The sequence below is a fragment of the Ruminiclostridium papyrosolvens C7 genome, from assembly GCF_000421965.1.
GTDB lineage: Bacteria > Bacillota > Clostridia > Acetivibrionales > DSM-1351 > Ruminiclostridium > Ruminiclostridium papyrosolvens_A.
The window spans coordinates 1-14,700 of record NZ_ATAY01000094.1; the positions used below are offsets into that span (position 1 = coordinate 1).

The following is a 14,700-nucleotide window of genomic DNA, read 5'->3' on the forward strand; positions in this document are numbered from 1 at the left end:
CCCCAAAACCTTGGTAGCGAAGTACTTTGATTTGTTGTTTTTGCTCTCCTGTCATTATTTGTAATACCTCCTTGTATGCATTTTTTACTTTTTAGTAATCTGTGTCAAGGAGGTATTTCCATGAATAGTACAAACTAGAAAGCATTAATTGCTCCATGTGGGGAAATTGGCACGGCTTTATGTGTATAACATTAATATCGTATATAATATGTATACCACAATCCATTTGTATTAATCGCTTACTTGTTTAATTAAAATACATTTGCACTTTGCTTTAGTTTTTGATTTAGCTAAAATATGAAATTTACTTCTATATTTAATAGTATTCAAAATTAGATTGAGTACTTAAACATTATTTTTATACAATTATAAGAATAATGTTTAAGTATACGCTATCCATTAATACGCTTTGTCATTCCTGCTCCTTGATTATCATTAGGTCTTTGAACAAAACCAAACTTTTCATAAAAGCCTTCTTTCCCTTTTGCCACTGTTAATGCATATAGCATATAATCACATTCTACTGAATTATCATCTAAAAACTGCAGAACTTTCTGCATCATACTTTTAATACTCTGATCGTGGTACTGTTGAACTACTATTACATCTGTAATATATGCAACATAGCCAAAATCAAATAAAACTCTAGCCATACCAACTATCTCATCATCATCTCTTGCTGCCACAATATAATTGGTGTGCTGCAATCCTCTCTCTGCCTGTTCGTATTGAAGTTCCTTAAAACCGACAGCTTTTCTCAAACTGTTATACTCTCTACCTGCTAACTTATTATCATATTTTATTATGTTATACTCCTATCTCAAAATAAATACAGCTCCTTATCACCTAATAAAATTGAATATGATTGGGATTATTTGATTTTAAAGTTGAATGTGTCAAAACAGACAATGGATTTGAATTTATTAATACACTGAATCAGCATAAAAACAAACCGACCCTTTTCGAGGTGAAGCTTGAAAAGGCATGCATAAAGCATAAAATGATTAGGCAGTATACACCGAGGCATAACGGTATGGTAGAACGAAGCCTCCGTAAAGATAACGAATACTTTTACGCAGTTCATAAATTCTACTCTTACCAAGACTTTAAGAAACAACTATACATACACAATTGGATATATAACAGATCTCCTATGCGTCCATTAGGCTGAAAATCGCCTAATGAAACGCTCCATTATTTTTTGCTAATTGTATAACACATATTTGACAAACAAACATAACTTTCTTGATATTTGTTTAAGGTATTATCTAATTTGTTTATTATTAAGGGCATTAGAAAAACTGTTAATTAATTTAACATATAATTATGGGTTACCTGTTATTACCTCAAATTCAGTAGAAAAAATAGTTTTTTCTTCTAAAGTATCTATAATATCAAGCCTTAGTTTATCAGGAACATTTGTTACAGGATTAAAAACTGCATGGTAAGAATTACTTTTACTAGTTACGCCATTTTCATTAATCTGTTCAGTTCCTGTAAGAGAATTCAATTGAATCCGCTTACCTTTTTCATCTAAAAGCTTCAATGAAAATTCATTATCATCATTCGGTTTCGTGTAATCAAAATCTATGCATAATGCTGCAGGAGTAAATGATATTTTTCTTATAAATACTTTTTTATTATCAGACTCAAAAGATTTCATAATTGGATACTCTTTTGTATTCAAATCCGATCTAGCTCTACTTACTGGGACGTGAAATTCAAACTCTCTTTTTAAGCCCGTTGATTCCTTAACAATAAGTTTTAAATTGAATGTATCCGGCAAATCATTTGGAACACTAGTTTTCAATGATATCAAGTAAACCCCTTTTGGCTCATCTTTAATTCCGCCATTTAAACTACCAGAAATCAACTTATCCTTATAGTATAATAAATATTGTAAAGAACTAGTATATGGATTAACCCCTTTTAATGCTAAGCCGAAACTAATCCCTGATTTATCATAGTAAATTTCATTTATTGAAACAGTTCCATTTTGTTTTGTAACCTCCATACCAGTAAAATTGGTCAATCCCTCTTTACTTACTGTTTTTAGTCCTTCATCTGTAAATTGTAAGAATACAGAGCCAACAAATGGAACTCTAGAAAGTGTCTTTGCCACAGAGGGTGATGCATAACAAGTTCCAAATAAGCCCATCAACAATACTAATGTTGAAATCGTAATAGTAATAAAATGTCTTAATAAAAATGTTTTTTGTCCCCTTTTAATTGCTGAATTAGCCACTGCCTCCAATCTTTCAGGCAAATAAATATTATCAAACGAATTTTTCTGCATTTTTACCTCCTCCTAAATTTCTATATTAGTGCGCAAAAATTTTAGTGCCTTATTTAGTCGAGTTTTTACGGTTCCTATTGGACAAGATAAAACCTCTGAAATTTGAGCTATAGTAAAGTCCTGAAAATATTTTAGAATCACTATTGTTTTTTCATTAAAAGCTAACCGTTCAATTGATTCCATCAAATCTATCCCAGAAATAATACTTTCTTCTATATTTTCTACATTAATATCTTTAATGTCTTCATTAAGTATTTTCTCTTCATTATCATTAATCTTTTTCTTTATTCTCAAAGCATTTAATGAACAGTTTATTACAATCCTTGTAATCCATGTGTTAAAAAATTCAGGATTTTTTAATTTTTTTATTGAAATATATGATCTATAAATAGTATCGTGCAAAACATCCAAAGCATCATTTTCATTTCTCATATATACATATGCTAACCTATATATCTTCCTTCCTTTCAAGTATTAATTCTGAAGATGCTATTTTGTCTCCATTTATAGCTTTCAAGGCTTTTTCTAAATCTACCTGATTCATGTACATCTCCTTACAATGTAAACTTTTTACTAAAATTTTGTCTTCTATATAATTAGACAATGGTTTTACTAAAATGGTTTTAGTTTTTTATAAATATATTATAAATAATTTAAAGAACGTTATATTATCCGTCTCATGCAATAGAACTGTTAGGCTACTCGTCAAAGTATTATTGCAATTTAGCGTAAGTTGCTCTTCCCTAAACTGCTTTTGTATGTACTCTTATCTTCTTTGTATTTTTTACCCATTGTATCAACATAGTACCCCTGCACTAAATTCCTCATTTTTATTCCTGTTCTTCATATTTACCTTAAAAATGATTAATCTACTTTTTCTTAAAGAAATACCATAAAACTTGATATATTCTTTTTGGGTGATACTTCTAATAGTATAGTAGTATAGAAAAAAGTCGGTTTCAACATCACACCTTTCCACCCCACCAATTATCTTTAAACAGCTCCTACTTCAATCTTAATTCTTAAAAAATACCTTTCCTTTATAATTTGTTGCAAAACTGGTGAAATTTATAGTTCCCTTCAGGTGATTAGCTGTGTGTCGTTCATAATTTAACATGAACTCCATCTTTTATTAAATTTTGATATTATATCAAAAGAGGCTCTTATATAGCCTGCACAACTATAAGATTTTTAACCCCAAGTCCAATGTGGGGTTTTCTATACACAACAAAAACAGGACAGTTTAGTCCTGTTTTTGTATATAAAACTAATTAATAAATTAGGTTTAATAATTTACATGTACGCTACAGTATGGGTTTGGACTCAAAAAGTCAAATTTTTCTGACTTTTCTACGCTAAATCCTAATGATGCTGGCCACGAAATTGAAGGCGAAATTGAAAGACTTGTTTGCTGATGAGCATATTTTGCATAAGCGCTAATCCAATGTTTTGAAGAATCATTTACATTTGCATAATAACTCATATAGCCACGATAATTTGAACGTAAATATCCACCATTAGTATCCGCATCATGAGACCACAAAGCGTAGGATACAACTGAACCTCCAGAGTCAGCCACAGACTTTTCTGGTGTGGTAAACGTCTCTGTACCACTACTAGGATTATGCCAAGAATTTGTCCAATCATCTTTAAAATAGCTATAAATAGGATCGTTAGTTTGAGTCAATGCCTCGTCATGTCCAAGACCGATAACGTCTATTTGTGTGTATTTGGGGACTGTGAGCCATGTCCATTGGGCAGAAAGTTTGTACAGAGTCCCACTTACGTGTGAAACAAGTAAATTCATTGTTATCCATCCATCAGTATCAGTTTCGTAAGCAGCCCCACTATCATAAATGCTCGTTGTCGTGAAGGTCCCACCTGTTGTTGAAGCATTGGTTACACTTTGGGGTTGATTATGTTTCTTATTGTACTCCTGTACCTCATAAAAACATTGTTCCTTTGTCAATTCCGTTACTTTACTTGTACCTTCATCAGTTACTTTTTTTTCTTTACTCTTACTGTGAGTGGCCCCTTTTTCATCTTGTTGTCGTGATATTCTGTAATATCTCGTATCTGTAGATACTATTTCGCCATCCTTATATGTAAATAATTCTGACTCTGGAAGGTCGTTAATTTGCTCAGATGTGAATCCTGCATTTAAAAGTTTACTTATTATTTTTTCTTTGTCACTAACAACATTTGTATTATCACTCTCTACAGCAAAAGTAATGCTTGAACTTAGTATAATCGAAGCAGTGAGAATACCTACGAAAAATAACTTTAATGATGCTTTCATAAAAATTGTGTACTCCTTAAAATAATGTTTGATTTTTACAAATAAAACTGAAGATAGGCCGGCCGAAATTCTTCAAATTGTAAATGGAAAATTATAATTATTTGAAAATTATACAATAATAATCCTTTAATGTTAACTTATTCCATGTATTACTATACCAAAATATGCAAAGGGGGGGCTAAGTTTATTTGATGTGTGGAATAAAATGCGAAGTTAGCCATCTTATAGTTTGGTTTTAACTAAAGCGAGTATATTCCCCTGCCATATAGAATAAAAAATTGTTGAAAATAAATAGTATTGTTAAAAGGTTTTACTCAATTCCACACTCAATTTCCGCTCCATCCAGCAAGCTAAAAATCAACCTGGAATCCTCAAAAATCACTACCTTCTCCACCAGCTTAAAATATATCTCTTTATCAAACTGTTGTAATGGCTCGGCATCTTTAAAAATATGAACAAACCTTTTGGCGGTGACTCTTTTAAGAATATCCTCACTGTTAATCTGTTCTTTCCATTTGCTCATAAAATACTCCCTGTTTTCCAGTACTGTATTGAAAGCACTCACAAATGCCATATATAGAGCCTCGCCATTAATATGTCTGTTGTTACAGCCCTTTTCCCCTTTAGTCACATACTTATTATTACACTGCCAAACGATCCTTTTTAATCTTTCATCATTAGAGTTCCATACCTTCCTTCCATAGACTCCACCACAACAGCCGCAGATAATTCTGCCTGCAAATGGGTTAGTGTTGGTAATATAGTCCATCTTTTGAATGTTATATTTTTCAGCATAAGCTCTTCGTCTCTCCCTCTCAAGCTGCACTGCTTCCCATGTTTCTTTGTCTATTATCGCAGGATGACTTTCCTCCACATAGTATTGCGGAACAGCTCCGTTATTCTCTACTCGCTTTTTTGAAAGAAAATCCACTGTGTAGGTTTTTTGAAGCAAAGCCTCTCCCTTATACTTTTCGTTGCTCAACATCTTTTTTATGCTACTTTCGTACCACTTCGCCTTACCGTTCCAGTTTGGAATGCCTTCTGTTTCAAGCTCATATGCAATCCTGTTAGTGCCTTTCCCATTAAGGTACTCGGCATATATTCTTCTCACAATTTTTGCTTGCTTTTCATTTATAATAAGGTTACCGTTTTCATCTTTGTCATAGCCCATGAATTTTGTATGGTTGACTATAACCTTACCCTGCTCAAAGCGCCTTCTGATGCCCCATGTACAATTCCTACTAATGGAAAAACTTTCCTCCTGCCTTGAGGCGTCGCTGATGATAATAAAACGCGAAATGCTTTGTTTTTTGAAGAAAACGACCCCCGGGGTCGAAATTCTGATAATTTTATTATACCGAAAATTATCTTATATTTTCTGTAACTATTTATTTTAGAGAGTTTTACGGTTTTTTTATAAAACCTATACCCTCAAAAAATTGATTCGCGCATACCATCTCCGACTTTTTCCCACGCGTTTTCAATTAGTGCATACCCACCGTAAAAATCAAGTACCCGACAATAGAAAAAAGGTTAATGCCTTTTTTCAGCGTTAGCCCTCATTATTACTATAATATATATTTGATTTTTACTTTTGATACTGCTTACTGCATTATTGTAATTATGCAGTTAACAGTACTTTGACATCTAACTTGCATACTAGCAAATTCAATCACCTTAAACACTGAAAAACATTATATGGTTTTGTAGTTAGATTGCTCGCTTTTTTTGCAGTTAGTACTTTATCTTTGATTAATTCCCCTATTGACAATTACGTAAAATATCCCTAGTCTCCATCAATATTTTTTCCAGTTCCATCTTCACCGCATCCCCAATAGTAGTCCTTAGTGGTTTTCTCAATCCATTTTGTGTGTGCTAAATTATTTTGTTTTATTGCCATTGAAATCACCTTTCTTTAGTTAAGCTAGTAGCTTGAACAACTCTATTTTAACGGTTAGGTGATTTTTTTGTATAACTTTTTGGGGTCAGATCATAGCAGGTGGTTTGTTGTTTCACATGGCTCATTTCTATTCCGAGAAACTCGCCTAATGCTCAACAGGCTAAAGCCCATAATAATGAACCAGCTTACTTAGATTCAGCTGGTTCATTTCATCTTTTAACTGCATTATTACAATTATGCAGTATATTATTTAACATAAAATATTCCACTAATAATACTATTATATTTATTTAAATAATGCATTCAGCTTTTGTATTATTTTGTAGTGAGTAACTGCACTTTATTCATATATTTTTCCAACATAAAATACAGTAGCAAAGAAATTCCAATCAATGTTTTTAGGTACTTCAATGTTATTATTCACATAATACCCTTCCATATCTTCAATCCATGATTGTATAGATTCTAGATAATTTTCTATTGCTTTATTTTCCCACTCTACTGGATTATTTTTTTTATCTGTAGCTAACTTCCCTAAGAAGTTAATAAAATCCTCCTTAGTTTTAACAGTTTTTATTTCTTCATGAACACTCATAATTTGCCTCCTTATTTTATAGTAATGCTTTCTCCACCGCCTAATTTTAGTCTGATTGAACTACCACCATTGTTAGTTGTCATCTTAAAACCGCCTTTTGCTATTTCTTCTGGTGTAGCCCATTGAACAGGAACATCATTAAGTTCTGCCAGTCTATATGCCCCAAGCCTTCTATGGTCTAAAGTCCATATCTTGCCTAATTCATCTTCCCATACTTTCATAGTAGGCAAATCACTAGGCTTTAATGTTCCATTTTTCAATGATTCTGCATTCTGAAGTACAGTATATTCGCCAGTTTCATTCTTAATAGAACTTTGCATAAAGTTAATTTCTTTTGGATTTAGAGTTGATGGTAACTTAGCTTCAGCCGCTCCCTTAGATGTAAAGCTAACACTATTGTAGGGGTTTACTCCTTATATCTATAATTTCTTTTCCAACTCCGCAATAACACCATTCAACTTATCAATAACCTGCTTATTTATAAGTGTGTTATAATCTCCAACTCCATGTACCGCCTTATTACGGATGTCCCGCAAAATCTTAATTTCACCATAGGTACTATCATCAATATAGCCTTCTTTAAACAGTATATTCATAGCTTCATATGGCATTACTTTACGTGTTTGTTCAGGCTGTAATCTCTTCTCTAAAAACAATATCATCAACTTTTCAAACTTGACCCATGCAGTCATAAATTCGCCAAGAATATCTGATTTCTTTTCTTCCTTTATTTGTATATCAATTCCAAAAAGGTTTTTAAATAGTAGTTTTGCAAGTTCAGAGTATATCTCAACTTTACTTCTCTCGACTGTTAAACCATTACCTTGGTGGTATAACTGGTTTCTTAGCCTGTGAAACCACTCAATTTCTCCAAGGTCTATACCTTTAAGCTTATCACCAGAATACTGTTCAATAGCATCAATTAAGCAAGGAAAGCTTTCACTTATCTGGTCATACTCTTTTCTACTTAGATGTATACCAGTTATGCGTTTTGGTAAGCCTAAAAAAGTTTTTATCATTAATTCAACAGAATTATCAATGCTTATCATTGCAAGCCTTCGATTAACATCACTATCATTTTTTAGTAAAGATAATCCATGTTCAAGTATCTCACCCGGACCTGAAGACCAAGGTTGTCTCTCCATCATTTGTTACCTCCCCCAAATTTATAATAAAGCAGCTACTCTTCATTAGATAATTTTACCACTTTGATTTTATCATACTGCTTTGTCCTCGGGAAGAGTTGGCATAATGTATTCAGTTTTGTTTTTTAACATACCGTACACAATATTTACAAGCCTGCGCATAATGCAGACAAGAGCCTGTACCTTTGTTTTGTTCTCTGCAAGCTTTCGGTTATAGTATTCAAGAAATACCGGATTTCTAGGCAGTCCACTCCCTTTGGCTATCTGTATCTGCTGTATCGCCATAAAGTAGAATATCCCATGTAACGTCCTGTTTCCCTGCTTTGACTTCTGCTCCGTTCCCTTTCCTGCCGAACTGAATTTTACAGGTGCTATCCCTGCAAAACGGGCGAGCTTGTTAGGGTTGTCAAATCTCATAATGTCCCCTATTTCAGCTAATAGTGCAGCAGCAGTAACAGTGTCTACCCCAGGCATTGATTCAAGCTTGTAGCCCATTATAGCCAGTATGCGTTCAAGTTCAGCCTCTACCTTTGTTATTTCTTGTTTTTTGAATTTAATATCTGCTACAAGGCTTTTTACAAGAAAGTCCCTTGAATCTTGAAACTTCCTCTTTGGTATATTATCTTTCTCTATGAGGTCTAATATAGTCAGTGCCTTCTTTGTAGAACACGCATTATTACTGTGCTTGCGAAGAAATTCAGTTAACTTTTCCACTTCTATAGCCTGCAAATGACAGGGCGAAGGATATTCTTCCCAAAATGCCAAAGCAGTCTTACCGTCAACATCAGAAAAAAACTGTGTATAGCTTGGATAACTGTGTGATAGCTGGACATGAAGCTGGTTATTTACAGCAGTCAAAGCCTTTACAAGTCCATTTCGCCTTGCTACAAGCTGTGCAAGCGTCCAAAATGAGTCCTGTGGATTGGCATCCGGCAGTATTTCCAGTTTACTCAATAGTACATTGGCTATGCAGAAAGCATCCCATCCATCCGATTTTTGTGTAGTCGGGTAACTTTTACGTTCTGAATGAGATAAAGCAGAGTTAACCTCTTTGACTATCTGCTTGTTTTCCAAAAGAAACACAGCTAAGGAACGTCCATAACCACCCGTATCCTCCAACCCGAACATAGGGACAAGTTCATTTTTTGCATACTTACGAACCCTATTTAAAAACTCAGGGAATGCGTGCGGTCTGTTCTCAAATGTTATTTCATCTAGCCTTTCGTTCCAACAGTTGATAATAACTGCTGTATGGGTGTCTTTGTGCACGTCAAGACCTACATATACGTACTTTTGTTTATAATGCATCAACCCCACTCCTTATCAATTCTTCCCTACAAAAAAAACGTCGGCAACCTCAGCGTCAAGCGTTAACCTCCTTTGCAAGAAGTCCGCATGGGGGCGACAACCTATCCATCCCTTTTTTAGAGAATTACATGATATTTTTATATATTTAGGGCAATTCCGGTACTTGTAGCGTTAGTCATTGACCCGCATTCCCAGAATTGCCAAATGTACTTAATTTTCACTTTCCAGTGATATAACCTTCAGTGTTAGCTGTCCTTGCTTCTCTTCAACAATAAATTTCTTTCCTTGTATGAATCCCAGTTTTTCCAACCACTTGCCCTGTATTCTGATTTGAGGGATTTCAGAGTTATTTATATAAGTGCTATAAACCGTTAATAATCTCACTTGCATAATGCTTCCCTGCCTAACTGCTCAATGGTTCTAGCGATTCTGATTCCGTCCAGCAAGCCCTGTTTGTATAAGCCATCCTGTATAATAGCCTGTTGAGCAGTTTCCAGTTCTTCCAGTTTAATAAATAATTGCTGCATATCCTCTGGCATCTTTTGATTGATTTCTTCCTGCATTTCATTTATTTTTAAGTCCAGCTTTCTATATTCACCATTGAAGCAACATATTCTTGCACTAATATCAATGGAACGTTCAGTGACAAAATCCTTAAAATACTTCTTTAACCCTCGCATACAGCTCCCTCCCTGCCTTCATACTGCCTTACCAGCTTATAAAATGTGGACTTTTTCAAGTTGAGCCTTCTGCACATTTCTACAGCAGTGATTTGATGCCACTTCCATTCAATGTAATTCTGCTCCCACTCCTGAGGGTGCTGCATGTTCGGTCTGCCAAACTTCTTCCCTTTGCTTTTTGCAGCAGCGATGCCTTCCCGCCGTCTCTCTTTGATTTTCAGTCGTTCTTCCTCCGCAAAGTAGCTCAATAGCTGTAATACAATGTCAGCTACAAGACTTTCTAAGCCAGTAATGCTGCTGTACTTTGAGGTATCCAGCAAGGGCATGTCCAGCACTACAATGTGAGCCTTTATTACTTTTGTTATCTCATGCCACTCGTTCAATATCTGCTCCTTGTCCCTGCCAAAGCGGTCTAAAGACTTGATGTACAGTGTGTCTCCTTCCCGCAAGTGCCTTTTTAGCCCCTGATACACTGCTCTATCAAAGTCTTTTCCTGATTGCTTTTCAACGTAAATGTCCCGTTCATCAAGCCCCATGCTTAAAAATTCTTTCATCTGCCTGTCCAAGTTCTGGTCCTTGCTGCTCACTCTCGCATAAGCGAATTTTTTAGCCTGCATAATATCACCTTCCATAATCTTACTGTGCATTTATTGTAAGATGAACCGTTTATAAAGGTCGACCGAATGTTGCACATGTGCAAAAATGCGGTCTGAGGGATTTATGCACGCTCTTTTCAGCACTTTTCACCCAGTGCGTAAAAGTACACTTTTTCAAACGCTTTAATCAATCGGATAATAGTAGCCCAATTCCTCAAACATCTTATTTAGTTCCTCAGCATTGATCCGATATATGTTCTTTTTTCCTCGTAGCCTCTTGATTTCGATTAAACCCAATTCAATGAGCTTATCTTCCGTTTTCCGAACAAGTTTTGGGGACAGGGTTAGCATATAAGCTAAATCCTCTGTACGGGAATGAAAGGAATTATGTTTGTCCAATTGATTATTCAGTTCATCACGAAACCCCAACATAACTATCAGACCATAAACATCAGCAAGGTAAATGTTCGTCTTGTTGCGGGGACCTATATAGCATATATCTCTAAACCACCTACGTATTAATGTACTGCTCGGTATAAAAACACCATTATGAGTAATTTGATAAAAAGCATTTTCCCAAGAATTATTTGCAAAGTTTTGGCTATTAGTATTTAACATGGCAAAATCCTCCATTTCAGCCGAGTAAATGTTAATATATGGAATCCCATATAGGCAGACTCCGGGGATGAAAAGATATACAGTTTTTCAAAGCAAAAACTATAGGAGAATATATAAAACTCTGTAAAATCTCAAAATATTTTTATAAAAAAATAAAGCGAGTGCCTAAAATCTAAACACTCACTTCATTCATATAACTTGTATTTGCTGTACTGCTTATTTTGCTATAGCGTTTTCAGTAGAAACTGATTCTGTAGCTTTGTTTGCCGGCGCGGGCTTTTTCCTGTTCACGTTGCTTGCTATGTATAGCCTGTCCACAGTCAGCTTGTCTACTCCAAACAACGCCTGTACCAATGCAAATATGCCCTGCATAGAGATTCCAGAGTATTGCAGTTTTCCGTCCACATAAAGGCTGGCAGCAAGCACACCACCCCCCTTACAATAAAAAACTTTCACGTCTTTTTCCTTAACGGGAACATTAAAGCTATTGCTGTAAGTGTCAGTACAATTATCAGGTATGATTCTGCAATTTAACTTTAGCTTTTTATCATTAATTGTAACATCTACTTTTTTGGGGGCGGTTTCTACTGCTTCTCCATTGATAACAAACTTGTTCACAAAGCCCATTGCTGCATTTGCTTTAGTCTCATTAGTTTTTTCAAAAACATTCTTTTGAGTAGTTTCCGTTGCTTTTAATGCTTTACTCATTATACAACATCCTTTCTTTGCTCTTCCTGGGCAGCTTTTTCTTGTTTCCATAATTTAAGTATACGCTCACTTTTTCAAGATTCCGACCTGAATATACCATCTTTTGTAAATTATTTAGCTTATGCGCCCATTGCATTAGCCCCTATTGCCTATGTTTTAAAATGCAGTAGCACTAACAGCACGCTATAGCAGCTTAAATTGACGACAAGCAGGCTTACAGCGTTTAAAGCACTACGTAAGCGCTTTATTTACAGCACTTTACGCTTTTAACAAAATAATTATTCAGTCTTATTGTTGAACTTTTTATTTTATGCTCTATCCAGTACAAACCATTATTTTTTTGAGAGGTGCTATATGTATAACACAAGTTAACCTTTTACATTTTCGCGCGGCGGTGTTATTCTCTCTACTGCTGCTATAGTTCACTTTTTTAAAAACACATATATGATTCTCAAAAATTTTAGCGATGCTAAAAATTTTTGAAGTCTATATTATCTATGTTTTTATCTAAGTAAATGTATTTAAGTATTTATTTATGTATTACTACATTGTAGTAGGAACTTGTATTTTCATAGTAGGAAGCCTGTTACAAAGTAGTAGAATTTTCGCTATGAAGTAGTAGGAAAAACAACTACATCACAGTTAATTTGTAATTTTTAGGAGGTTGCGCATAATGAAGAATTATGATTTGAAATTTAGAAAGTCTTTTGTGGCACTCAAACTGATTTTTGGGGGCAACGAGCAAGCATTGATTCTTGTTGATTTATTAGAAACATACGCATACCGCTGTTCGGAAGAATATGTTAACAGCCATGGTGACGTTGGCATTACAGAAGATGGCTTTTTTGCTAAGAGCAGAGCATTAATTACAGAGGATACAGGCGTTTTAACTGCTTCTGTAAAAACTGCTGTAGATGCCTTAGTTGAGCAAGGCTTCATAATTGCAACTTCTGACAGGTACTTGCAAAAGTACAAGAAGTCAGTAATACATTATCAGCTAAGGCTTAATACTGATATTTATTTGCAAAAAGCTAATGAATATTTAAATAAATCGCACCGCCCTGACGATAGAGAAGCTGTTAAAAATATTCTTGTACCTTTTATGAACAAGCTTACGTTTTATGACAATATAATAGAGGCTCTCGGACTTGGCACAGAATCGCAAAGAAAGTTTCGGGAACAGAAGAAAAGCTGCTGATTCACGTTGGCTAAAATTTTCCGGGGATATAAAAAAGGGGTGGTGTACAGCAGGCTAGTAGAGCCATTATCGGAAGCGTATCCTCGGAAAATGTGAAAATCACACCGCCCGGCATAAAAGCCTTGTAGTTGCTATATTTTAGCGGAATACAATTACAGTAGCAATATATTTTAAAGCAGTGACAACAAGAACTATAGCGTTGAATTTTTGAAGAAAAAGCTACATTTACAGCGTGAGAGCAGGATTGCTTGCTATGAAGAAAACAGCACCGCCCCCTACAAAGCAATGCCATTCAAATTTATTATATAATTGCACAGTAAAAACATATATAGCTTACAGACATGACATAATGAAATGATACTTATTTTTTAGATGTTTGGTTTGAAGAGACTCTTTTTAAAAGCTTTATAGCCATATAGGCGGTTTTAATTTCTTCATACAGCTTTTGTAATTCCTCATTGCTTGCAGCAGCAGAGATTAAGCCTTCTTCAACTGATAAGCTAATAACTTTATCAGTCAACTCCAGCTCTTGTGCAGAAAACCTCCTTGCAATGTTGGAAAGTCCTAACAAATAGTCGATAGAACAATTATATAAATTGGCAAGAGCAACCAGCTTTTCAAAGTCAGGGTAGGCTTGCTCTGTTTCATACTTGCCTATTGTAGCCCTGCTGACAACTAATTTTTCAGAAACTTCTTTTTGTGTTAGCTTATTCTGTATTCTCAAGTCTTTTAAGCGATTTCCAAAAGACATTTATTAACACCCCAATTCTATTTACTTCAATGATATTTGAAGCTAATGGGAATGCCAACAAATGCTAATATATAGAACATTTTTAAAACAATTAGGTTGTTTATGCTAATTTTCTTCGCTATAATTGGAAATAAATACTGTACTTTAAAAGTAAAATTACGAAAGGATGAAAAAACAATGCAAACAGCTCCTATGAAACAAACTGCTACAGCTAAAAAAGCGTTAGAGCATTCTTCACTTGGTAAAACTGCCTTTACGTTAACCTTGATAGGAGACTTCTTTCTGCTCTTTGCGCTTATTGTTACGACAATTGCACAAAGTAACGGAAACGAAGCAAAACCCTATTTCTTTGTTGCTCTTTACTGGATTTTTGTGATTCCTTCAACAATTATGGCTATTATGGACTTGAACAAGCCCAACAGAAAAAAGACTTTGCCGAAAGCTTCTCTAATTCTTGGGTTAGGCATGATAGTAATTGTAATGGTAATAGCAATATTAGCAATGGTATTGTTCGTGGCAACCAAGTAGGCTGCACATTTCTCTATAACCTCATTATCAAACTGCTTGCCACTTGGTTTAAGCAGTTTGATTCTTTTATATGCTGAA

Annotated in this window: 17 protein-coding genes; 2 read left to right on the forward strand and 15 right to left on the reverse strand. The window is 34.7% G+C overall.

Annotated elements, in window-relative coordinates:
- Positions 1 to 392 precede the first annotated feature (392 nt).
- From L323_RS38525 to L323_RS38585, 14 genes are all read right to left on the reverse strand, one after another.
- Entirely contained in the window at positions 393 to 761 is a 369-nt protein-coding gene (locus tag L323_RS38525) for a GNAT family N-acetyltransferase (protein WP_020817010.1), read from the reverse strand.
- Positions 762 to 1,324: 563 nt separating this feature from the next.
- On the reverse strand, positions 1,325 to 2,296 hold the full coding sequence (locus L323_RS38530) for a DUF4179 domain-containing protein (RefSeq protein WP_020817011.1): 972 nt from the start codon (positions 2,294 to 2,296) through the stop codon (positions 1,325 to 1,327).
- 12 nt (positions 2,297 to 2,308) lie between these two features.
- Positions 2,309 to 2,728, reverse strand: coding sequence for a sigma-70 family RNA polymerase sigma factor (locus L323_RS38535; RefSeq protein WP_020817012.1), 420 nt, complete (start codon positions 2,726 to 2,728; stop codon positions 2,309 to 2,311).
- 853 nt (positions 2,729 to 3,581) lie between these two features.
- Positions 3,582 to 4,595 (reverse strand): hypothetical protein, encoded by a 1,014-nt coding sequence (locus tag L323_RS38540; protein ID WP_020817014.1) that lies wholly within the window; start codon positions 4,593 to 4,595, stop codon positions 3,582 to 3,584.
- Between the two features lie 310 nt (positions 4,596 to 4,905).
- Complete coding sequence (locus tag L323_RS38545; RefSeq protein WP_020817015.1) at positions 4,906 to 5,766, reverse strand: recombinase family protein; 861 nt, start codon at positions 5,764 to 5,766, stop codon at positions 4,906 to 4,908.
- A gap of 1,069 nt (positions 5,767 to 6,835) precedes the next feature.
- Positions 6,836 to 7,090 carry a DUF7660 family protein gene (locus tag L323_RS38550; protein WP_014314874.1) on the reverse strand — a complete coding sequence of 85 codons (255 nt, stop codon included), beginning with the start codon at positions 7,088 to 7,090 and terminating at the stop codon, positions 6,836 to 6,838.
- 11 nt (positions 7,091 to 7,101) lie between these two features.
- Positions 7,102 to 7,410, reverse strand: a complete 309-nt coding sequence (locus tag L323_RS38555; protein WP_020817017.1) for a hypothetical protein — start codon at positions 7,408 to 7,410, stop codon at positions 7,102 to 7,104.
- A gap of 99 nt (positions 7,411 to 7,509) precedes the next feature.
- Entirely contained in the window at positions 7,510 to 8,238 is a 729-nt protein-coding gene (locus tag L323_RS0121220; RefSeq protein WP_020817018.1) for a hypothetical protein, read from the reverse strand.
- Between the two features lie 69 nt (positions 8,239 to 8,307).
- On the reverse strand, positions 8,308 to 9,543 hold the full coding sequence (locus L323_RS38560; protein ID WP_020817019.1) for an IS110 family transposase: 1,236 nt from the start codon (positions 9,541 to 9,543) through the stop codon (positions 8,308 to 8,310).
- 210 nt (positions 9,544 to 9,753) lie between these two features.
- Positions 9,754 to 9,933 carry a SymE family type I addiction module toxin gene (locus L323_RS38565; RefSeq protein ID WP_020817020.1) on the reverse strand — a complete coding sequence of 60 codons (180 nt, stop codon included), beginning with the start codon at positions 9,931 to 9,933 and terminating at the stop codon, positions 9,754 to 9,756.
- The gene (locus L323_RS38570; RefSeq protein WP_020817021.1) at positions 9,924 to 10,223 is read right to left on the reverse strand and encodes a DUF6809 family protein; all 300 of its coding nucleotides are present in this window, start codon (positions 10,221 to 10,223) and stop codon (positions 9,924 to 9,926) included. The genes L323_RS38565 and L323_RS38570 overlap by 10 nt, the downstream gene beginning before the upstream one ends.
- The gene (locus tag L323_RS38575; RefSeq protein ID WP_020817022.1) at positions 10,211 to 10,840 is read right to left on the reverse strand and encodes a recombinase family protein; all 630 of its coding nucleotides are present in this window, start codon (positions 10,838 to 10,840) and stop codon (positions 10,211 to 10,213) included. Before L323_RS38575 ends, L323_RS38570 begins: the two co-directional genes overlap by 13 nt.
- A gap of 162 nt (positions 10,841 to 11,002) precedes the next feature.
- Positions 11,003 to 11,437, reverse strand: a complete 435-nt coding sequence (locus L323_RS38580) for a hypothetical protein (protein WP_020817023.1) — start codon at positions 11,435 to 11,437, stop codon at positions 11,003 to 11,005.
- A 216-nt stretch (positions 11,438 to 11,653) separates the two neighbouring features.
- The gene (locus L323_RS38585; RefSeq protein ID WP_020817024.1) at positions 11,654 to 12,145 is read right to left on the reverse strand and encodes a hypothetical protein; all 492 of its coding nucleotides are present in this window, start codon (positions 12,143 to 12,145) and stop codon (positions 11,654 to 11,656) included.
- 673 nt (positions 12,146 to 12,818) lie between these two features.
- Between L323_RS38585 and L323_RS38590 the strand changes: the two genes are divergently transcribed.
- Positions 12,819 to 13,343, forward strand: a complete 525-nt coding sequence (locus tag L323_RS38590; protein ID WP_020817026.1) for a hypothetical protein — start codon at positions 12,819 to 12,821, stop codon at positions 13,341 to 13,343.
- A gap of 361 nt (positions 13,344 to 13,704) precedes the next feature.
- Here the strand turns inward: L323_RS38590 and L323_RS40630 are convergent, their stop codons facing one another.
- A complete protein-coding gene (locus L323_RS40630) occupies positions 13,705 to 14,094 on the reverse strand; it encodes a helix-turn-helix domain-containing protein (protein ID WP_020817027.1) in 390 nt (129 codons plus the stop codon).
- Between the two features lie 177 nt (positions 14,095 to 14,271).
- Here L323_RS40630 and L323_RS38600 point away from each other — a divergent pair, with 177 nt between their 5' ends.
- On the forward strand, positions 14,272 to 14,622 hold the full coding sequence (locus L323_RS38600; RefSeq protein ID WP_020817028.1) for a hypothetical protein: 351 nt from the start codon (positions 14,272 to 14,274) through the stop codon (positions 14,620 to 14,622).
- The last annotated feature ends 78 nt before the right edge of the window (positions 14,623 to 14,700 follow it).

Bases quoted from the DNA above. Each gene is read 5' to 3' on its own strand.
- L323_RS38535 (WP_020817012.1), bottom strand. From the start codon at position 2,728: ATGAGAAATGAAAATGATGCTTTGGATGTTTTGCACGATACTATTTAT.
- L323_RS38580 (WP_020817023.1), bottom strand. From the start codon at position 11,437: ATGTTAAATACTAATAGCCAAAACTTTGCAAATAATTCTTGGGAAAAT.
- L323_RS38545 (WP_020817015.1), bottom strand. From the start codon at position 5,766: ATGGGCTATGACAAAGATGAAAACGGTAACCTTATTATAAATGAAAAG.
- L323_RS38585 (WP_020817024.1), bottom strand. From the start codon at position 12,145: ATGAGTAAAGCATTAAAAGCAACGGAAACTACTCAAAAGAATGTTTTT.
- L323_RS38530 (WP_020817011.1), bottom strand. From the start codon at position 2,296: ATGCAGAAAAATTCGTTTGATAATATTTATTTGCCTGAAAGATTGGAG.
- L323_RS38590 (WP_020817026.1), top strand. From the start codon at position 12,819: ATGAAGAATTATGATTTGAAATTTAGAAAGTCTTTTGTGGCACTCAAA.
- L323_RS38560 (WP_020817019.1), bottom strand. From the start codon at position 9,543: ATGCATTATAAACAAAAGTACGTATATGTAGGTCTTGACGTGCACAAA.
- L323_RS40630 (WP_020817027.1), bottom strand. From the start codon at position 14,094: ATGTCTTTTGGAAATCGCTTAAAAGACTTGAGAATACAGAATAAGCTA.
- L323_RS38575 (WP_020817022.1), bottom strand. From the start codon at position 10,840: ATGCAGGCTAAAAAATTCGCTTATGCGAGAGTGAGCAGCAAGGACCAG.
- L323_RS38540 (WP_020817014.1), bottom strand. From the start codon at position 4,595: ATGAAAGCATCATTAAAGTTATTTTTCGTAGGTATTCTCACTGCTTCG.
- L323_RS38565 (WP_020817020.1), bottom strand. From the start codon at position 9,933: ATGCAAGTGAGATTATTAACGGTTTATAGCACTTATATAAATAACTCT.
- L323_RS38550 (WP_014314874.1), bottom strand. From the start codon at position 7,090: ATGAGTGTTCATGAAGAAATAAAAACTGTTAAAACTAAGGAGGATTTT.
- L323_RS38570 (WP_020817021.1), bottom strand. From the start codon at position 10,223: ATGCGAGGGTTAAAGAAGTATTTTAAGGATTTTGTCACTGAACGTTCC.
- L323_RS0121220 (WP_020817018.1), bottom strand. From the start codon at position 8,238: ATGATGGAGAGACAACCTTGGTCTTCAGGTCCGGGTGAGATACTTGAA.
- L323_RS38555 (WP_020817017.1), bottom strand. From the start codon at position 7,410: ATGCAAAGTTCTATTAAGAATGAAACTGGCGAATATACTGTACTTCAG.
- L323_RS38600 (WP_020817028.1), top strand. From the start codon at position 14,272: ATGCAAACAGCTCCTATGAAACAAACTGCTACAGCTAAAAAAGCGTTA.